This is a genomic window from Streptomyces sp. JN8 (assembly GCF_055808075.1).
This window is the reverse complement of sequence record NZ_CM147852.1, coordinates 4,865,016-4,883,460: the sequence shown is the minus strand read 5'-3', so window position 1 is coordinate 4,883,460 and position 18,445 is coordinate 4,865,016. Positions and strand designations below refer to the sequence as shown.

The window sequence follows — 18,445 nt, the reverse complement described above, 5'->3', positions numbered from 1 at the left end:
GCCAGCTCGGGATCACGACGGTCTCGGGTGGTCGCCGCCACGGATCTGGTCGACGGCGTGACGCAGGATCGGCTCCAGGACGGTCAGCCCGTCCCGCACACCGCCGGAGGAGCCCGGCAGGTTCACGATCAGCGTGCCGCCCGCGACCCCGGCCAGGCCCCGGGAGAGCGCCGCCGTCGGCACCTTCTCCCGGCCGTACGCCCGGATCGCCTCCGGGATGCCCGGGATCTCCCGCTCCAGGACCCGCCGCGTCACCTCGGGCGTCTCGTCGGTGGGCGAGATGCCCGTACCGCCGGTGGTCACGATCACGTCGTACCCGGCGGCGACCCCTGCCCGGAGCGCGGCCTCCACCGGCGCCCCGTCGGGGACGACCTGCGGGCCGTCCACGGCGAAGCCGGTCCGGCGCAGGGCCTCCGCGATCAGCGGGCCGCCCTTGTCCTCGTAGACCCCGGCGGCCGCCCGGTTCGACGCCGTGACGACGAGCGCCGCGTACGGGGAGACCAGAGCCCCGCCGACCTCGTCGCCGAGCGCCGGCGGCGGATCCGCGTGGTCGTGCCCGCCCGGCTCCCGGCCCGCGCGCGTCACGACCCGCTCCGCGTCCAGTGGCCCGACTTGCCGCCCGTCTTCTCCTCCACCCGTACGTCGGAGATGACCGCGCCCTTGTCGACCGCCTTCACCATGTCGACCACCGTGAGGGCCGCCACCGAGACCGCGGTCAGGGCCTCCATCTCGACGCCCGTGCGGTCCGTGGTCTTCACGGTCGCCAGGATCTCCACCGCGTCATCGGCGACCGCCAGGTCCAGGGTCACGCCCGACACGGCCAGCGGATGGCAGAGCGGGATGAGGTCCGGGGTCCTCTTCGCTCCCATGATCCCGGCGATCCGGGCCGTGGCGAGCGCGTCGCCCTTCGGGACGCCCTCGCCGCGCAGCAGCTCGATCACGCGCGGCGAGACGAGGACCCGCCCGCTGGCCCGCGCCGTGCGGGAGGTGACGTCCTTCGCCGAGACGTCGACCATGCGGGCCGCGCCCGCCTCGTCGATGTGGGTGAGACCTTGCTGCGTGCTCATCGCCGTGACACTCCCGGTCGCTGTGTGGGACGACACCGTACCCCCACCCTCGCCCTCTCAGCCGAGGAGGACCACTTCCAGCTCGGCGCCCGGCTCCACGCTCTCCGTCTCCTCCGGGACCACGAGCAGGCAGTCCGCATGCGCGAGGGCCGCGATCAGATGGGATCCGGCACCGCCCACCGGAGTGACGGTGCCCGCCGCCGGGTCGTACGTCCCGCGCAGGAACTGCCGGCGCCCGGCGGGCGACGACAGCGCCGCGGAACCCGCCAGCTCCGCCCGCACCACGGGCCGGTGCAGGTCCTCCACCCCCATCAGGGCGCGGATCGCGGGCCGGACGAACAGCTCGAAGGAGACGTACGAGGAGACCGGGTTGCCCGGCAGCGCGAGGAGCGGGATCTGCTCGGCGCCGATCGCGCCGAAGCCCTGGGGCTTGCCCGGCTGCATGGCCAGCTTGCGGAAGTCGACCTGCCCGTCGGCCGTCAGCGCCTCCTTGACCACGTCGTACGCGCCGACGCTCACCCCGCCCGTGGTCACGATCAGATCGGCCCGGATCAGCTGGTCCTCGATGGTGGCGCGCAGCGACTCGGCGTCGTCGGCGACGGCCCCCACCCGGTAGGCGAGAGCGCCCGCGTCCCGCGCGGCCGCGGCGAGCGCGAAGCTGTTGGAGTCGTGGATCTGGCCCTCGGCCAGCGGCTCGCCCGGCTGGACCAGCTCGCTGCCGGTGGACATGACGACCACCCGGGGGCGGGGCCGCACCCGGACGGTGCCGCGGCCGATCGCGGCGAGCAGCCCGATCTGCGGCGGCCCGAGCACCGTGCCGGCCGACAGGGCCAGCTCACCGGCCCGCACGTCGCTCCCCCGCTCGCGGACGTGGGCGCCGGCCGTCGCGGCGCGGTGCACCCGGACCTCGCCCGACGCGCCCTCGGGGGCGGCGCTCGCGGCGGTCATGCCGGTGGCCGCGCCCCCGCCCGTACCGCCGTCGGTCCACTCGACCGGGACGACGGCCTCGGCGCCGGGCGGCAGCGGGGCGCCGGTCATGATCCGGGCGGCCTGGCCGGGGCCGACCTCGGGCAGTCCGCCGGCGCCCGCCGCGACGTCGCCGACGACGGTGAGGACGGCGGGGAACTCCTCGGTGGCGCCCGCGACATCGGCGACCCGGACCGCGTACCCGTCCATCGAGCTGTTGTCGAAGGGCGGCAGCGCGACGGGCACCGTCACGTCCTCGACGAGGACGCAGCCCTGCGCGTCCAGGAGCTGCAGCTCGATGGGTTCGAGCGGGCCGACCGTCGCGAGGATGTCGGCGAGGTGCTCGTCCACCGACCAGAGACCGCGCGCGGGCCCCGCGCAGGGGTCCGCGGCGCCCGTCTCCCCGCCGTGCTCGTGCCCGCCGTGCGCCTCGGCGCCGGACGCACGGCCGGAGGGCCCGTGGTCGCCGTGCTCGTGAGCGTGGTCTCCGCGATCGTGGTCGTCGTGGTCGTCGTGGGACGGCGACGGGGTCGCGCTGCTGCTCAAGGTGCTACATCTCCTCGCTGACGTATCTCCGGAGCCAGGCCCGGAAGTCCGGTCCCAGATCTTCACGTTCGCACGCGAGTCTGACAATGGCACGCAGATAGTCGCCGCGGTCGCCGGTGTCATAGCGGCGGCCCTTGAAGACGACTCCGTGCACCGGGCCGCCGATCTTCTCGTCCGAGGCGAGGGTCTGCAGGGCGTCCGTCAGCTGGATCTCCCCGCCGCGGCCCGGCTCGGTCTCCCGCAGGGTCCCGAAGACGGCCGGATCCAGCACGTACCGGCCGATGATCGCGTAGTTGCTGGGGGCCTCGTCCGGGTCCGGCTTCTCGACCAGGTCCGTCACCTTCACGACGTCCGCGTCGCCGGTGGCCTCGACCGCCGCGCAGCCGTACAGGTGGATCTGCGAGGGGTCGACCTCCATGAGGGCGATCACACTGCCGCCCTCCCGCTCCTGGACCTCCACCATCCGCGCCAGCAGCGGGTCGCGCGGATCGATCAAGTCGTCGCCGAGGAGCACCGCGAAGGGCTGGTCGCCGACGTGCGGGGCGGCGCAGAGCACCGCGTGGCCGAGGCCGCGCGGGGCGCCCTGGCGCACGTAGTGCATGGTGGCGAGGTCACTGGACTCCTGGACCTTGGAGAGGCGCTCGGCGTCGCCCTTGCGCGCCAGGGCCTCCTCCAGCTCGTAGTTCCGGTCGAAGTGGTCCTCCAGGGGACGCTTGTTCCGGCCGGTGATCATCAGCACGTCGGAGAGGCCGGCCGCGACGGCCTCCTCGACGACGTACTGGATGGCCGGCTTGTCGACGACCGGCAGCATCTCCTTCGGCGTCGCCTTGGTCGCCGGGAGGAAGCGGGTGCCGAGGCCGGCGGCCGGGATGACAGCCTTGCTGATCCGGCCCAACCTGGGGAGCGAGTGATTCATGCCGAGCACTTTAGTCGTTCGGAATGAGAGAAAGATGGTGCTCCGATTAACTTCCTCCACATAAAGCCAGTTTCGAGACTTTAGTGAATTCACCGGGAACCGCCATGACACCTGAGATGTCCGAAAAGACCGTGCTGCGCAGCCGACTTCTCGGCGCCCGCGCCGCGCTGGACGCCGACTCCCTGGCCCGCACGGCCGCGTCCCTCGCCCGCCGGGGACTCGAACTCCCCGAACTCGCGGAGGCGTCCACCGTCGCCGCGTACGTGTCCGTGGGCCGCGAACCGGGCACCCGCGCCCTGCTCGACGCGCTCCACGCGCGCGGGGTGCGGGTCCTGCTCCCGGTGCTGCTCCCGGACAACGACCTAGACTGGGCGGCGTACGAGGGCCCCGAGCGGCTCGTGAGGGCCGGGCGCGGTCTGCTCGAACCCGCGGGACCCCGGCTGGGCCCCGAGGCCGTGTGCGGCGCCGACGCCGTCCTGCTGCCGGGCCTCGCGGTCGACGGCCGCGGGATGCGGCTGGGACGGGGCGGCGGCTCGTACGACCGGGTGCTCGCCCGGCTGGGGCGCGCGGGCGCCGATCCGTCGCTGGTGGTGCTCCTCTACGCGGACGAGGTGGTCGCGCGGGTCCCGAAGGAACCGCACGACCACCCCGTGCACGCGGTGGTGACCCCTGAGGGGATCACCCGCTTCCCGGCAGGCGCTACGGCCTGAGCTTGAGCGTGTCCTTCGTCGCCGCGTCGACGGCCGCCCTGCCGTAGGCCCAGTCGTACAGGTCGCCCCTCGCCCACGCGTCCGTCTGGTCGGTGTAGTGCGAGTTGAAGGCGTGGCCGGAGGCGCCGGTGAGGTTGATCCACCGGGACTTGTCCCAGTCGCCGACGTTGACGACCATCCGCATCGACGGGACCCAGATGACCTCGTAGCCGCCCGCGGCGTTCCAGCCGGTGGCGTCGACGGCCGCCTCGCCGCCGCCCAGGTTCCACGGGCCGCGGTTGAGGAGCCGCTGGACGACGCCGGGACCGGCGGTGCCGAGGGTCTGGTTCTTCAGGGTCAGCTGGTGCAGCCGGCCCCAGCTCCAGGTGGAGACGTCCTTGCCGAGCTTCGCGGTCAGCTCCCAGCGCGCGTCCTTCATGGCGCGGGCGAGCAGCTGGTCACGGGTCTCGGTGGCCTGGTCGGTGCGGTTGCCCGGGGTGACCCACCACTCGCTCTTCTCCTGCTTGAGGAGCGGGCGGACCACCTCGTACCAGCGGTCGCCGCCGTCCGGCTGCGCGGAGTCGGGGTCGCGCTGGCCGCACTCGCGGACGAGCTTGTTCTGCTCGTCGACCGGGCCGTTGGCGTCGGCGGGGAGCACGTTGATGCAGTCGCCCTCGGCGCGGAGCTCCTTGGGGAGCTTGTTGCCGAAGGCCAGCTTGAGGACGTTGCGCCAGACCGCGTTGAAGTAGGCGGCGGCGGCCGAGTCGGGCTCCTGGGTGTAGTCCCAGCCCTCCAGCAGCTTCTGCGCCTCGCGGACGTGCGGGTCCGAGATGTCGATCTTCAGCAGGAGCGGGTTGAGCAGCGTGGCGATCTCGCTGCGGTTGTCCGTCTGCATGGTCCGCATGTCGTCCGGCGAGATCTTCCCGCCGTCCTTGGTCTTCGACTCGATGAGGTCGTTGATCCGCTGGCTGCGGGAGCCGTAGCCCCAGTCCTTGGTGAGCAGGTCGGGGTAGCCCTCGGGGTCGATCACGGCCTGGTTGGCGGTGACGATGTAGCCGCGCTCCGGGTCGTACTCGTAGGGCAGCTGCTCGAAGGGGATGTAGCCCTTCCAGCGGTACGAGGAGTCCCAGCCGGGCGCGGGCAGGGTGCCGTCGCCCTTGGCGCGCTGCGGGATCTTGCCCGGGGACTGGTAGCCGATGTGGCCCTCGGTGTCGGCGTAGACCAGGTTCTGCGAGGGGACCTCGAAGTTCTTCGCGGCGGCGCGGAACTGGTCGAAGTCCTTGGCGCGGTCGAGGGCGAAGATCGCGTCCATCGAGCGGCCCGGCTGGAGCGCGGTCCACTGGAGGGAGACGCCGTAGCCGGTGCCGCGGTCGGGGGCGGCGTTGCCGACGGGGGCCTTCTGGCCGACCTTCTCCAGTTCGGAGGAGCGGTCCGAGACGAGCGGGCCGCGGTCGGTGGAGCGGACGGTGATCGTCCGGTCGCTGCCGCCGGCGACCTTGATGGTCTCCTCGCGGACGGTGAAGGGCTTGACCTTGCCGTCGACGAGGTAGCCGTCGGGGCCGATCTTCTCCAGGTAGAGGTCGGTGACGTCGGCACCGAGGTTGGTGAGACCCCAGGCGATCTTGTCATTGTGTCCGATGATCACACCGGGCATGCCGGAGAAGGTGTAGCCGGACACGTCGTAGCGGCAGGTCGCCGAGACCGAGCGGCAGTGCAGGCCCATCTGGTACCAGAGGGACGGCAGCTGGGGCGCGAGGTGCGGGTCGTTGGCGAGCAGCGGCTTGCCGGAGGTCGTGTACTGCCCCGAGACGACCCAGGAGTTCGAGCCGATGCCGTTGCCGTTGGGGCCGAGGAGGGCGGGGATGCCGTCCAGGACCTCGGAGAGCGCGCCGAGCTGGGTGCCGATCCCCTGCGAGGAGCCGGAGGAGCCGGGAGAGTCGGAGGCCGGGGTCTCGCCGGTGGTCAGGTCGTCGTCCTCGCCGGCCTTCGCCTTCGGGTCGAACTTCCCGCTGGACCCGTCCACCGCGCCCTGCCCGACGATCGGCTGGTGGAGCGCGTACGGGTACTCCGGGTAGAGCTGCTTGATCTGGCTCGCGCTCATCCGGCTCGTCATCAGCGAGCGGTCGATCTCGTCCTGCATGTTGCCGCGCAGGTCCCAGGCCATCGCCTTGAGCCAGGCCACCGAGTCGACCGGCGTCCACGGCTCGATCGCGTAGTCGTTGGTGAGGGCCAGGGCCGCGTACTCGACGGAGACGTCGGCGGGGTCCCGGTCCTTCAGATAGGCGTTGACGCCCTCCGCGTACGCCTGGAGGTACTTCTTCGTCTCCGGCGACAGGACCTTGTCGTACTCCTGCTGCGCGACCCGGCGCCAGCCGAGGGTGCGCAGGAAGGAGTCCGTCTCGACCTGGCTCTCGCCGAACATCTCGGAGAGCCGTCCCGCGGTCACGTGCCGCCGGACGTCCATCTCGTAGAAGCGGTCCTGCGCCTGGACGTAGCCCTGGGCGCGGAAGAGGTCCGCCTCGTTGTCGGCGTAGATCTGCGGGACGCCGTTCGCGTCGCGCTTCACCTCGACCTCGCCGGACAGACTGTCGAGCCGGATCTCGCCCGTGGTCTGCGGGAACGAGGCCCGGACGGTGCTCACACCCCAGTACCCGCCGTATCCGACGCCCGCGACCAGGGCGAGGACCAGGACGAGGAGGATCAGGCGGGCGCGCCGCCCTTTCTTCTTGGCGGGAGGCGCGGTCGTGTTGGAGGGCATCGCTGTCCTTCGAGGGGCAGGGTGGTCCTGGAGTACGGGAGCAACCTTAGGCGCAGCGTCCGGAGGCCCCGGACGCGGTGTCCGGAACAGAACCGTACGGGCGAGCGAGGAGGTGCAAAGGAGGCGTCAAGAAAACGTTAAAGATTAGGTAAGGTAACGAAGTGTCGGCCGCTGGAGGAACGATCCAGCCGCACGCGACGGCCGCTGGAAGACCGCTCCAGCCGCCTGTGAGGGGAAGGAACGGCCACTGACTGTCCACGAGCTCAACGAACTCCTGCTCATCAGCTCCCTCGTGCTGCTGATCGCGGTCGCGGCCGTACGGATCTCGTCCCGGAGCGGGCTCCCCAGCCTGCTGCTCTACCTCGGCATCGGCATCGCCATCGGCCAGGACGGCATCGGCAACGTCGCCTTCGACAACGCGGAACTGACGCAGGTCATCGGCTACGCGGCCCTCGTCGTGATCCTCGCCGAGGGCGGCCTCGGCACGAAGTGGAAGGAGATCAAGCCGGCCCTGCCCGCCGCGGTCGTCCTCTCCACCGTCGGCGTCGCGGTGAGCGTGGGCATCACGGCCGCCGCCGCCCACTACCTCGTGGGCCTCGACTGGCGGCAGGCCCTGATCATCGGCGCCGTCGTCTCCTCGACCGACGCCGCCGCGGTCTTCTCCGTCCTGCGCAAGGTGCCCCTGCCGTCACGGGTCACCGGCGTCCTGGAGGCCGAGTCCGGCTTCAACGACGCCCCCGTCGTCATCCTCGTCGTCGCCTTCTCCACCGCGGGACCGGTCGACGACTGGTACGTCCTCGTCGGCACGATCATCCTCGAACTCGCCATCGGCGTCGCCGTGGGCCTCGCCGTCGGCTTCCTCGGCGCGTACGGGCTGCGGCACGTCGCCCTGCCCGCCTCCGGCCTCTACCCGATCGCCGTCATGGCCATCGCCGTCGTCGCGTACGCGGCCGGCGCCATGGCCCACGGCTCCGGCTTCCTCGCCGTCTACCTGGCCTCGATGGTCCTCGGCAACGCCAAGCTGCCCCACGCGCCCGCGAACCGCGGCTTCGCCGAGGGCCTCGGCTGGATCGCCCAGATCGGCATGTTCGTCCTGCTCGGCCTGCTCGTCACCCCGCACGAGCTCGTCCACGACTTCTGGCCCGCCGTCGTCATCGGCCTGGTCCTGACCGTGGTCGCCCGCCCCATGGAGGTGCTGGTCAGCCTGCTGCCCTTCCGCATCCCCTGGCAGGAGCAGGCCCTGATGTCCTGGGCGGGGCTGCGCGGAGCCGTCCCCATCATCCTGGCCACCATCCCGATGGTGTCCGACATCGCCGGCAGCGAGCGGATCTTCAACATCGTCTTCGTGCTCGTCGTCGTCTACACCCTCGTCCAGGGCCCGACCCTGCCCTGGCTGGCGAAGGCCCTCAAGCTCGGCGACTCCGGGGAGGCCGCCGACCTCGGCGTCGAGTCCGCACCCCTGGAGCGGCTCCGCGGCCACCTGCTCTCCGTCACCATCCCGGAGCACTCCCGGATGCACGGCGTCGAGGTCGCCGAACTGCGGCTGCCGGCCGGAGCGGCCGTCACCCTCGTCGTACGGGAGGAGTCCAGCTTCGTCCCGGGGCCGGCGACCGTCCTGCGGCGCGGCGACGAGCTCCTCGTCGTCGCGACCGACCCGGTGCGGGACGCCACCGAACGACGGCTGCGCGCCGTCGGCCAGGGCGGCAAGCTCGCCGGCTGGCTCGGCACCGGAGGCGCCACGGCGGTCAGCCGGCCGCACGGCACCGAGATGCGCTTCCACCGACCGGAGCACCACAAGCGAACATCCGGTTAATCCCAGGCATTATTTCGGGGTCGGGGGCGTTTTCCCAGGCGGGAGGACGCTCCTCCCTGTACCATGAAGGCACACCTGATCGAACCAACTCTGCCTGACGCAGAGCTGGCGCGACCGTATGGCGGCCGTGGCGCCCCTCCGCAGTGGGGCCGGCCCGGTATCTACCGCAGTGACGCGCATGAGGACAGCTCTCGGCGACACCCGCACCACCGTGCCGGGACGCGCTACCAGGCGGCAGAAAGGCCAGGACCGTGGCGTCCACGGTCATCTCGGACAAGCGGCCCGGCTACGGGCAGCTGCTGCGCACCCCCGGTGCGCTGTCCTTCCTGCTCCCCGGCTTCGCCGCCCGGCAGCCCTTCGCGATGCTGACCATCGGCATCGTCCTGCTCGTCCAGCACACCACCGGCTCCTTCGGCAGCGCCGGCGCGGTCGCCGCCGTCACCGGCGTCTCGATGGCGCTGTTCGCCCCGCAGAGCGGCAAGCTCGCCGACCGCTTCGGCCAGCGCGCCGTCCTGATCCCCGGCGTCCTCGTCCACACCGCGTCCGTCTCCCTGCTCGTGGTGCTCGCGCTGAGCGGCGCCCCGCTGTGGGCGCTGTTCCTGGCCGCCGTGCCCGCCGGCGCCTCCGTGCCGCAGGTCGGGCCGATGGTCCGGGCCCGCTGGGCCGCCAAGCTCGACGGCACCCCGCTGATGCCGACGGCCGCGGCCTTCGAGTCCGTCACCGACGAGTTCACCTTCGTCGTCGGCCCCGTCCTCGCGACCGCCCTCTGCACCGGCGTCCACCCCGCCGCCGGCCTGATCGCCGAGGCCGCCCTCACCCTCGTCGGCGGACTCTTCTTCGCCGCCCAGCGCGCCACCCAGCCCGCGTTCGGCATCTCCGCGGCCGCCGCCTCCGAGCCCCACCGCTCGGCACTCTCCATCCCCGGCGTCCGCGTCCTCGTCGTCGCCTTCCTCGGCATCGGCTCCGTCTTCGGCGGCATGCAGGTCTCGCTCACCGCCTTCACCGAGGAGATCGGCAACCCCGGCGCCAACGGCCTGCTGTACGGCGTCTTCGCCGCCGGCAACATGCTCGCGGGCATCGCCATGGGCGCCGTCGCCTGGAAGACCGGCCCGCGCCGCCGCATGATCCTGGGCTACGCCGGCCTCACCGTCGCCGCCTCCCTGCTGTGGACCACCCACTCGGTGCTGCTCCTCGGCGCCCTCGGCCTGGTCGTCGGTCTGTTCATCGCCCCGGCCCTGATCACCGGCTACACCATCGTCGAGACCCTGATCCCGGCCTCCGCCCGCACCGAGGCCTTCACCTGGCTCACCGGCGCCGTCGCGCTCGGCCAGGCCGCGGCCGTCACGGTCGCCGGCCGACTCGCCGACGCCCACGGCGCGAGCACCGGATTCCTGGTCCCGATGGTGGGCACCGCGCTCGCCCTGGCCACGCTCCTCGCCCTGCGCTCGCGCCTCAAGCCGCGCGAGGCGAGCCGCGTCGCGGCGCGTGGCATCGGTCACCGCGTCGCGGTGGCGGTGGACTGAACCGGCGGAATACGTCAGTATGGATTGTCGTTAGCACTCGATGAGTGTGAGTGCCAGGAGGAAGACAAGTGCCGACCTACCAGTACCAGTGCACCGAGTGCGGCGAAGGCCTCGAGGCGGTGCAGAAGTTCACCGATGACGCGCTGACCGAGTGCCCCCAGTGCAAGGGCCGCCTGAAGAAGGTGTTCTCGGCCGTCGGCATCGTCTTCAAGGGATCCGGCTTCTACCGGAACGACAGCCGCGGCTCGTCGTCCAGCAGCTCGCCGGCCGCGTCGAAGTCCTCGACCCCGTCGACCCCCGCCGCCTCCTCGTCGTCCTCGACGTCGGACGCCAAGCCGGCCGCGTCGACCTCCTCCGCCTCGACGTCCTCGTCGAGCACCGGAAGCTCGGCCGCCTGACCCCTGCGCCCGCCCCGTCTCCGGGCGCGGTCCGCACGTTCCTCGCCAGGGCCCCGTCGTACGACGGGGCCCTCGGCGTTCCCCGGAACCCCGCATAGGGTGACCGGCATGGCGAACCCACACGCGTACGCGGACATCGGCGTGATCGGCGGCTCCGGCTTCTACTCCTTCCTGGAGGACGTCACGGAGGTCACCGTCGACACCCCGTACGGCAGCCCCAGCGACTCCCTCTTCCTCGGCGAGATCGCCGGCCGGCAGGTCGCCTTCCTCCCCCGCCACGGCCGGAGCCACAGCGTCCCGCCGCACCGCATCAACTACCGCGCCAACCTCTGGGCCCTGCGCTCCGTCGGCGTCCGGCAGATCCTCGGACCCTGCGCCGTCGGCGGACTCCGCGAGGAGTACGGACCGGGCACCCTCGTCGTCCCCGACCAGCTCGTCGACCGTACGAAGGCCCGCGCGCAGACCTACTTCGACGGGGAGCGGCGGGCCGACGGAGCCGTGCCCCGCGTCGTCCACGTGACCTTCGCCGACCCGTACTGCCCCGACGGGCGGCGGGTCGCGGTCAAGGCCGCCCGCGGGCAGGGCTGGGAGCCGGTCGACGGCGGCACCATGGTCGTGATCGAGGGGCCCCGCTTCTCCACCCGGGCCGAGTCCCGCTGGCACGCCGCGGCCGGCTGGTCGGTCGTCGGCATGACGGGCCACCCCGAGGCCGTCCTCGCCCGGGAACTGGGCCTCTGCTACACCTCGCTCGCGCTCGTCACCGACCTCGACGCGGGCGCCGAGACCGGCGAGGGCGTCTCCCACACCGAGGTGCTGCGGGTGTTCGGCGAGAACGTCGGCCGCCTGCGGGAGGTGCTGTTCGACGCGGTGGCCGCGCTGCCCGCGACCGTCGACCGGGACTGCCTGTGCACCCACGCCCACGACGGCTGGAACCTGGGGATCGAACTGCCCTGACCCGGCCCTCGGAGGAACGCAACCCCCCGGGAGGGTGAGGGAGTCGTCCACAGGCGGTGGGCGGTCCCCAGGCCGGAGCGGGGAAGCGGAGCGGGCCGGAGAGTGGGAGCCGATCCCTTTCCCGACCAGGACGGCGGCACCCTCCCATGACCCGCACCCTCCCTTCCCCCGTTCCGGCTCCGTGCGCGGTGCCGCCCTTCGAGCCCCTGCGGGTGCACGGCCCCCGCCTCCGGCTGCGCAGGGCACTGCGCCGCGGCCGGTGGGCCCCCGCCACCGTCCTCGCCCTCGTGGCGGCCGCCCTCGCCGTGACGGGCGGCGGCCCGCCGTCCGGCGCCGCCGCGGCACCCCCGGGCGACCGGACCGCCTCCGGCACCGCGCCCGTGCGGCCGTCCGTCGCCGTCCGGCTGGTGTCCGCGCCGGTGCGGATCGCCGACGCCGCGACCGTACGGCTGCTCCGCCCCGGCGACCGGGTCGACGTGATCGCCGCGCCCGGCCCGCACCTCGGCGGCGACGGCCGGGCCCGGGTCGTGGCCGCGGGCGCCCGGGTCGCCGAGGTCCCCCGGCCGGACGCGACCGGCGCCGACGGAGGGGCGCTCGTCGTCCTATCCGTGCCGCGCGCCGCGGCCACCGCGCTGGCAGGTGCCGGTGTCACCTCGCAACTCGCGGTGGCATGGTGCTGATTCGCACTGACACCCTGTCACTTCACCGTTCCGTGTGTACGGATTGGACGATTCTGTTCCGTTCGCGGCCTAATGGCACGGCACACAGCAGCACGAGCGACGAAAGGCACCTTGGTGGCCGAGAAGAAGGAAAGTTTGCTGGCGGGCTTCAAGGCCTTCCTGATGCGTGGCAACGTGATCGACCTGGCCGTGGCCGTCGTGATCGGTGCCGCCTTCACCAACATCGTGAACTCGGTGGTCAAGGGCATCATCAACCCGATCGTCGGTGCCTTCGGCACCAAGGACCTGGAGAGCTACTCGACCTGCATCAAGGACACCTGCGCCGTCGTCAACGGCGAGGTGCAGGGCATCCAGCTCCAGTGGGGCCTGGTCCTCAGCGCGATCCTCAGCTTCCTGATCACCGCGGCCGTCGTCTACTTCCTCATGGTCCTGCCGATGGCGAAGATCCTCGCGAAGCGCGCGGCGCACGACAAGGCCAAGGAGGGCGTCGCCGAGACCATGGAGATCAGCGAGCTGGAGGTCCTCAAGGAGATCCGCGACCACCTGGTCGCCCAGCGCGGCCCCGTCGCGGGCCCCGGGACGGGCACGGGCACGGGTCCTGGCGGTGCGGGTTCCGGCGGTACGGGGACGCACCCCACCTCCTGACCGGCACCCCGTGCCGGAGTCAGAGGTGGTGCGGCGGCTTCTCGTCGAGGAAGCGCGCGAGGTCGGCGGCGCTGTCGCCGCCGGGAGGCCGCTCGCCCCATCCACGGTCCGTGTCGTCCGCGGACTGCTGGTCCAGCGGATCGTCGAAGACGAGTGCCGGCTTCGGACTGTTCTCGGGGCTGGGACGTACACCGGGCCGCTTCGCGTCTCGCGGTCCATGGGCGGGGGCGGTGCTCATACCCCCAGGGTACGCCCGGCCTCCCGCCCCGAACCCCGCTGATCCGCGGTCCCTCCGCCCCGCACGGCCCCGTCCCGCTCAGCGGTCCTTCGGGTCGAGCATCCAGAGCCCCAGCACCACCAGGAACGACAGGCAGAGGAAGCCCGCGCCCCACCACGCGGTCCCGGTGTCCCCCGCCATCCACTCGTCCACCACGATCGTCAGCCCCCAGAGCTGGCCGATGACGACCGTCAGCGCCAGCGTGAGGCGGGCCGTCAGCTTCGAGGAGCGCTCCGGCTCCTGCTCCGTGCCGGCTCCCGGCCCCGGCCCGGTGCGGGTGATCCGGGGATCTCCGTACCCGCTGGTGGGACGGATCTGCGGATACCGCTCGCGCACCGGGCGGTTCAGCCGCGGCTGCGCACTGCCCGGGGTGTACGCCGGCGGCCGCGGGCCGTCCGGCGCGGTCGGGGAGCCGGGGGCGGCGGGGCGCTTCGGCGGCTCCGGGGCCTCCGGGTCGCGGGGGAAGGCCTCCTCGGTCATGTGCGCTCACTCCTCTGCGGCGCCGTGCCCCGCGCCGAGGCGCCGGGACAGCCCAGCCGGTCGGCCAGTTCGGGACGGTCGTCGGCCAGCTGACGGCAGAGGCCCTCGCGGGCGCTCTCGCCCGAGCGGGCCGTGCCGATCGCCCAGACGCTCCCGTCGGTCTCCTCCACCAGCACCACCTTGGGCAGGCCCCGCGGCGGCGGACCGGCCGTGACCTCCCCCGTACGGGCGTCGAACACGCCCTCGTGGCAGGGGCAGTACAGCTCGCCCTCGCTCCCGCGCTCCTTGCGCCAGAGCACGGCGCAGGCCAGGTGGGTGCAGACCGCGGAGTAGCCGGCGAGCGTGCCGTCCTCCAGGCGGACAGCGACCGCGCGGTCCTCGGAGCCGGGGTAGCGGAAGGCGAGGGACTCCCCGGGCAGGAGCCCGTCCGCGATCTTCTTGGGCTCGGGGGCCCCGTCACCGTCGCCGTGCCGGTGCAGGATGCCGGCGGCGACGGCGACACCGCCGACGGCGAGGCCGCCGGAGACGGTGGCGACGATCCGCAGGTAGTCGCGGCGGGTGGTGAGGGAGTCGGCGGCGATCCGGTCGTGGAGCGCTTCCTGGGCCGCGTCGGAGTGGGGGTCCGACGCGGGCCGCTCGGGGTCGGTGACGCTCAACGGACATCCCTTCCATTGATCTCGACGACGGGGAGGCCGCCGGGGACCGGCCACTGGACCTTGTCCGCGGGAACGACCATCGCCACGCCGGTGGAGACGGTCGTGGAGCCGAAGGTGAAGGAGTCGGCGACCTGGACGCCGGGGCGCTCGGCCCGCAGCTCTTCGAGCGTTCCGTAGAAGAGGGCGCCGGTGGGGCAGACGGTGGCGCACATCGGGGCGAGGCCGTAGGCGGTGCGGTCGTAGCAGAGGTTGCACTTCATCTGGAGCTTCGCCTGGAGGTCGATCTTGGGGACGCCGAAGGGGCAGGCGTTGACGCAGTTGGCGCAGCCGATGCAGCGGGTGGTGTCGGCCTGCTGCACGACGCCGTCGGCGGTGACGAGGATCGCGTCGGCGGGGCACACCTCGGCGCAGGGGGCGACGGGGTCCTCGCAGTGCATGCAGACGGTGGGGAGGGAGGCGACGGAGTGGCCCTCGTCGGGGTAGTCGAGGTGGATCATCGACTTGCCGCGGTGGGAGTCGCATTCGCGGCAGGCGGAGACGCAGGCCTGGCAGCCGATGCAGCGGCCCGGGTCGATGAAGATCGTGCGGCCCATCATGTGCGGGTCAGCTCCTCTCCGCGGTGCCGCGCCCCTGGGGGGAGGTGGGGGGCAGCGGGTCGGTACGGGACACCTGGGTCTCGGGGTAGGCCTGGTGGCCGGGTGCGGTGGGGGGTGCGGGCACCTCGTCGATCCGCGGGGCGGCCTCGATGCGGGCGGCGCAGACCTTGTACTCCGGGATCTTGGAGCGGGGGTCGAGGGCGTCGATGGTGAGGGCGTTGGCCGCGGTGGGGACCGGCCAGTGGTACGGGACGAAGACGGTGTCGGGGCGGATGGCCTCGGTGACGAGGGCGGGGAAGACCTCGCTGCCGCGGCGGGTGACGACCCGGACGGGGTCTCCGTTGCGGAAGCCGTGGGAGGGGTGGACCTCGACCCAGGGGCGGGGGGTCTGCTCGACGAGGGCGCCCAGGCGGCGGGTCTGGTTGCCGGAGAGGAAGTGGGCGACGGTGCGGCCGGTGGTCAGCGAGAGCGGGAACTCCTCGCTGTACGGGTCCATGGGCGGGTGCCATTCGACGACCTGCAGGTGGATCTTGCCGTCGGGGTGGTAGGTGCGGCCGTTCTCGAAGAGGCGGGGGGTGCCGGGGTGGTCGGTGCCGGGGCAGGGCCAGGCGATGCCGCCGGTCTCCTCCAGGCGCTCGTAGGTGATGCCGTAGTAGTCGTTGACGGTGCCGGCGGAGGCGATGCGGAGTTCCTCGAAGACGGAGCGGGAGTCGGGGAAGTCGAACTTGTCCCCCGCGCCGAGCCGCCGGGCGAGTTCGCAGATCACCCAGGTGTCGGTGCGGACCCCGGCCGGGGGCTCCTGCGCCTTGTTGTGCTTGACGACCCGGGCCTCGGCGTTGGCCATGACGCCGTCGTCCTCGGCCCACACGGTGACGGGGAAGACCACGTGCGCGTTGGCGGCGGTCTCGGAGAGGAAGAAGTCGAACTGGGCGTGGAATTCGAGGGTGTCGTAGCCGTCCTTGACGGTGGCGTAGTTCGGGAGGGAGACGAAGGGGTTGTTGCAGATCCCGATCAGTCCGCGGATCTCCTTGCGCTGCATCTGCCAGACCATCTCCATCATGGAGGTGCCGGCGAGCGGGAGATCGGCCTCGTCGATGCCCCAGATCTCGCAGATCTGGCGGCGGTGCTCGGGGTTGGTGATCGAGCGGCCGCCGGGGAGGAGGTCGGACTTCTGGCCGTGCTCGCGGCCGCCCTGGCCGTTGCCCTGGCCGGTGATGGTGCCGTAGCCGGCGCCGGGCCGGCCGATGTGCCCGGCGGCGACGCACAGGTTGATGATGCTGAGGCAGTTCTCGACGCCCTGGGAGTGGTGCTCGACGCCGCGGGCGTGCCAGGCCATGGCCCGGTCCGCGCCGGCGAACATCCGGGCGACCTGGACGATCTGCTCCGCGGGGACGCCGCAGATCTCGGCGGACCGGGCCGGCGGGTACGCGGCGACGGTCTCCTTGACCGCCTCCCAGCCGGTGGCGTGGGCGGCGAGGTAGGCCTCGTCGGCGAGGCCCTCGGCGACGACGACGTGGAGGACCGCGTTGAAGAAGGCGGAGTCGGTGCCCGGCTTGAGGGCGACGTGGACGTCGGCGGTGCGGGCGATCGCGGTCTCGCGCGGGTCGACGACGATGAGGGTGGCGCCCCGGTCGCGGGCTCCCCACAGGTACTGGGTCATGACGGGGAAGCACTCGCCGACGTTGGACCCGGCGATGAGGAGGCACTCGGTGAGGAGGATGTCGGAGAAGGGGTTGCCGGCCCGGTCGATGCCGAAGGCGAGCTTGTTGGCACCGGCGGCGGAGACCATGCAGAGGCGGCCGTTGTAGTCGACGTGCCGGGTCCGGAGCGCGGTCCTGGCGAACTTGCCGACGAGATAGGTCTTCTCGGAGAAGAGGCTCGCGCCGCCGAGGAGCCCGAAGGCGTCGTTGCCGTACTCGCCCTGGATGCGGCGGATCTCGGCGACGGTGTGGTCGAGCGCCTCGTCCCAGCTGACCTCGCGGAACTCCTCGTCGCGGTTGCGGCGCATGAGGGGCGCGGTGAGCCGGTCGGGGTGGTTGACCTGCTGGTAGGCGTTGATGCCCTTGGGGCAGAGCCGCATCCGGTTGATGTCGTGGTTGCGGGGTTCGACGCCGAAGACCTTGCCGGCGTGATCGACGCGGAGGTACATGCCGCACTGGACGCCGCAGAAGCAGCAGTGCGTGGGGACGAGGGTCTCGCCGTTCTGGTCGGCGTGCCAGCGGTCTGCGGGGATGCCGCCGGCGTCACGGAAGTTACGGGTGCCGGGCGGGGCGAGGGAGGGATCGAGCGGCAGCTCCCGGCGGGGGTCGGTCGCGGTCACTTGAACCCCTTCTTCACGTGGTCGAGGTAGGCGTTGCCGCGCAGGACGCGCTTGCAGCGGGGGCAGTACTCGGCCCAGTCGTCGAAGCCGAGGTCGAGGTCGCGCATGGTGCCCTTGAGGTTCTCGACGTACGGGGCGGTGTCGATGGGCTCGTGGCAGCGGCGGCAGGCGAGCACCTCCTCGTCCTTGCGGCGGGCGGTGTACTTGAAGAGCTGCATGCCGACGGCGGCGGGCCGCTGGACGATGTGGAAGAACTTCCCGAAGGGGATGTAGATGAGGGTGAAGACGACCGACACCATGTGGAGGATCGCGAGGAACTCGTAGCCTCCGCCGTGCAGGAAGATCGACGAGAAGGTGAGCAGCAGCCCGGTCACCGAGATGACGATGAGGGCGAGCAGCGGGACGAGGTCGTAGGCGAAGCGCTGGCCGGTGATGGCGCCGCGGTCCTTCATGCGGCGCCAGAGGAAGTAGCCGGCGCCGGGGATGACCAGGACGGCGGCGATGTCGAGGCCGTGGAACATGAGCCAGCCGACGACGCTGAGGGCGTCGAAGCCGATGATCTTGAATCCCCAGATCCGCATCTCGTAGCCGGGGCCCGCGCCGGTGGCGGAGGTGAAGGTGAACCAGCCCCAGGTGAGGGGGAAGGTGATCGCGGCGGCGAGCAGGCAGCCCCAGAAGATGAGCTGGTGGGCGGCCCAGCGGGCGTGTGAGCGGGCGCCGAGGAACTTCTGGAAGCCGAGGTAGGTGGCGATCATCTTCGGCACCGCGGTGGGTGCCCGGCGGAAGTTGGCGACGGAGAAGAAGGAGCCCCAGCCCTTGTGGAAGAGGCGGCGGGCGCCGGGGGCCGAGATCCAGACGGTGTAGCGGTAGGCGACGCCGAAGGCGAGGAAGACGGTGGCGACGGCGTAGGGCAGCAGGGCCGAGTCGAAGTCGCGGAGCAGGCGGCTGCCGAAGACGATCGCGAGGATCAGCAGGACGGAGACGACGGCGCCCGCGAGGGAGGCCCGGCGGCGCACGGCGGCCGGGGTCTGCGGGGGGAGGCCGTCGGCCGGGTCTCCCGGTGCGGGGCCGCCGGGGACGGGGGCGCCCGGTGTGGGATCGCCCGGAGGTGGTGTCGGCTCGGCGGTCTGCGGTGGCTCGGTCACGCGGCCACGGTAAGGC

Annotated in this window: 18 protein-coding genes; 7 read left to right on the top strand and 11 right to left on the bottom strand. The window is 72.3% G+C overall.

Annotation, left to right across the window (positions count from 1 at the left end; translation table 11 throughout):
• Positions 1-12: 12 nt before the first annotated feature.
• The 4 genes from ACY0MR_RS21610 to galU form a co-directional block, all read right to left on the bottom strand.
• Positions 13-585, bottom strand: coding sequence for a MogA/MoaB family molybdenum cofactor biosynthesis protein (locus ACY0MR_RS21610; RefSeq protein ID WP_473554772.1), 573 nt, complete (start codon positions 583-585; stop codon positions 13-15).
• Positions 582-1,067 carry a cyclic pyranopterin monophosphate synthase MoaC gene (gene moaC, locus ACY0MR_RS21605; protein ID WP_361848628.1) on the bottom strand — a complete coding sequence of 162 codons (486 nt, stop codon included), beginning with the start codon at positions 1,065-1,067 and terminating at the stop codon, positions 582-584. The genes ACY0MR_RS21610 and moaC overlap by 4 nt, the downstream gene beginning before the upstream one ends.
• A gap of 57 nt (positions 1,068-1,124) precedes the next feature.
• A complete protein-coding gene (glp, locus tag ACY0MR_RS21600; RefSeq protein WP_392866341.1) occupies positions 1,125-2,384 on the bottom strand; it encodes a molybdotransferase-like divisome protein Glp in 1,260 nt (419 codons plus the stop codon).
• Between the two features lie 199 nt (positions 2,385-2,583).
• On the bottom strand, positions 2,584-3,495 hold the full coding sequence (gene galU, locus ACY0MR_RS21595; protein ID WP_388806238.1) for a UTP--glucose-1-phosphate uridylyltransferase GalU: 912 nt from the start codon (positions 3,493-3,495) through the stop codon (positions 2,584-2,586).
• Between the two features lie 104 nt (positions 3,496-3,599).
• Between galU and ACY0MR_RS21590 the strand changes: the two genes are divergently transcribed.
• Entirely contained in the window at positions 3,600-4,205 is a 606-nt protein-coding gene (locus tag ACY0MR_RS21590; protein ID WP_473554768.1) for a 5-formyltetrahydrofolate cyclo-ligase, read from the top strand.
• On the opposite strand, the gene ACY0MR_RS21585 is transcribed toward ACY0MR_RS21590, so the two are convergent.
• A complete protein-coding gene (locus tag ACY0MR_RS21585; protein WP_404085209.1) occupies positions 4,195-6,942 on the bottom strand; it encodes a penicillin acylase family protein in 2,748 nt (915 codons plus the stop codon). The two genes, ACY0MR_RS21590 and ACY0MR_RS21585, sit on opposite strands and share 11 nt — an antisense overlap.
• A gap of 292 nt (positions 6,943-7,234) precedes the next feature.
• Here ACY0MR_RS21585 and ACY0MR_RS21580 point away from each other — a divergent pair, with 292 nt between their 5' ends.
• The 6 genes from ACY0MR_RS21580 to mscL all read left to right on the top strand — a co-directional run bounded on the left by ACY0MR_RS21580 (position 7,235) and on the right by mscL (position 12,955).
• Complete coding sequence (locus ACY0MR_RS21580) at positions 7,235-8,755, top strand: potassium/proton antiporter (RefSeq protein WP_361848616.1); 1,521 nt, start codon at positions 7,235-7,237, stop codon at positions 8,753-8,755.
• 251 nt (positions 8,756-9,006) lie between these two features.
• Positions 9,007-10,278, top strand: a complete 1,272-nt coding sequence (locus tag ACY0MR_RS21575) for an MFS transporter (protein ID WP_388806243.1) — start codon at positions 9,007-9,009, stop codon at positions 10,276-10,278.
• Between the two features lie 68 nt (positions 10,279-10,346).
• Positions 10,347-10,676, top strand: a complete 330-nt coding sequence (locus tag ACY0MR_RS21570) for an FmdB family zinc ribbon protein (protein ID WP_388806245.1) — start codon at positions 10,347-10,349, stop codon at positions 10,674-10,676.
• Between the two features lie 108 nt (positions 10,677-10,784).
• Positions 10,785-11,630, top strand: coding sequence for an S-methyl-5'-thioadenosine phosphorylase (locus ACY0MR_RS21565; RefSeq protein ID WP_388806247.1), 846 nt, complete (start codon positions 10,785-10,787; stop codon positions 11,628-11,630).
• A 146-nt stretch (positions 11,631-11,776) separates the two neighbouring features.
• Positions 11,777-12,310 (top strand): hypothetical protein, encoded by a 534-nt coding sequence (locus tag ACY0MR_RS21560; protein ID WP_388806249.1) that lies wholly within the window; start codon positions 11,777-11,779, stop codon positions 12,308-12,310.
• Between the two features lie 114 nt (positions 12,311-12,424).
• Complete coding sequence (gene mscL / locus ACY0MR_RS21555; RefSeq protein WP_361857172.1) at positions 12,425-12,955, top strand: large conductance mechanosensitive channel protein MscL; 531 nt, start codon at positions 12,425-12,427, stop codon at positions 12,953-12,955.
• A gap of 19 nt (positions 12,956-12,974) precedes the next feature.
• On the opposite strand, the gene ACY0MR_RS21550 is transcribed toward mscL, so the two are convergent.
• The 6 genes from ACY0MR_RS21550 to ACY0MR_RS21525 form a co-directional block, all read right to left on the bottom strand.
• On the bottom strand, positions 12,975-13,193 hold the full coding sequence (locus tag ACY0MR_RS21550; RefSeq protein ID WP_392866186.1) for a hypothetical protein: 219 nt from the start codon (positions 13,191-13,193) through the stop codon (positions 12,975-12,977).
• Between the two features lie 78 nt (positions 13,194-13,271).
• Complete coding sequence (locus ACY0MR_RS21545; RefSeq protein WP_388806255.1) at positions 13,272-13,712, bottom strand: hypothetical protein; 441 nt, start codon at positions 13,710-13,712, stop codon at positions 13,272-13,274.
• Positions 13,709-14,368 (bottom strand): QcrA and Rieske domain-containing protein, encoded by a 660-nt coding sequence (locus ACY0MR_RS21540; protein ID WP_361857163.1) that lies wholly within the window; start codon positions 14,366-14,368, stop codon positions 13,709-13,711. Before ACY0MR_RS21540 ends, ACY0MR_RS21545 begins: the two co-directional genes overlap by 4 nt.
• Positions 14,365-14,964, bottom strand: coding sequence for a 4Fe-4S dicluster domain-containing protein (locus tag ACY0MR_RS21535; RefSeq protein WP_361857161.1), 600 nt, complete (start codon positions 14,962-14,964; stop codon positions 14,365-14,367). The genes ACY0MR_RS21540 and ACY0MR_RS21535 overlap by 4 nt, the downstream gene beginning before the upstream one ends.
• A 7-nt stretch (positions 14,965-14,971) precedes the next feature.
• Entirely contained in the window at positions 14,972-17,284 is a 2,313-nt protein-coding gene (locus ACY0MR_RS21530) for a molybdopterin oxidoreductase family protein (RefSeq protein WP_388806258.1), read from the bottom strand.
• Entirely contained in the window at positions 17,281-18,429 is a 1,149-nt protein-coding gene (locus tag ACY0MR_RS21525) for an MFS transporter (RefSeq protein WP_392866183.1), read from the bottom strand. The genes ACY0MR_RS21530 and ACY0MR_RS21525 overlap by 4 nt, the downstream gene beginning before the upstream one ends.
• Positions 18,430-18,445: the final 16 nt, after the last annotated feature.

Coding starts and splice junctions, on each gene's coding strand:
- ACY0MR_RS21565 (WP_388806247.1), top strand. CDS start 10,785: ATGGCGAACCCACACGCGTACGCGGACATCGGCGTGATCGGCGGCTCC.
- ACY0MR_RS21590 (WP_473554768.1), top strand. CDS start 3,600: ATGACACCTGAGATGTCCGAAAAGACCGTGCTGCGCAGCCGACTTCTC.
- galU (WP_388806238.1), bottom strand. CDS start 3,495: ATGAATCACTCGCTCCCCAGGTTGGGCCGGATCAGCAAGGCTGTCATC.
- ACY0MR_RS21560 (WP_388806249.1), top strand. CDS start 11,777: ATGACCCGCACCCTCCCTTCCCCCGTTCCGGCTCCGTGCGCGGTGCCG.
- ACY0MR_RS21545 (WP_388806255.1), bottom strand. CDS start 13,712: ATGACCGAGGAGGCCTTCCCCCGCGACCCGGAGGCCCCGGAGCCGCCG.
- ACY0MR_RS21550 (WP_392866186.1), bottom strand. CDS start 13,193: ATGAGCACCGCCCCCGCCCATGGACCGCGAGACGCGAAGCGGCCCGGT.
- ACY0MR_RS21585 (WP_404085209.1), bottom strand. CDS start 6,942: ATGCCCTCCAACACGACCGCGCCTCCCGCCAAGAAGAAAGGGCGGCGC.
- ACY0MR_RS21535 (WP_361857161.1), bottom strand. CDS start 14,964: ATGATGGGCCGCACGATCTTCATCGACCCGGGCCGCTGCATCGGCTGC.
- moaC (WP_361848628.1), bottom strand. CDS start 1,067: ATGAGCACGCAGCAAGGTCTCACCCACATCGACGAGGCGGGCGCGGCC.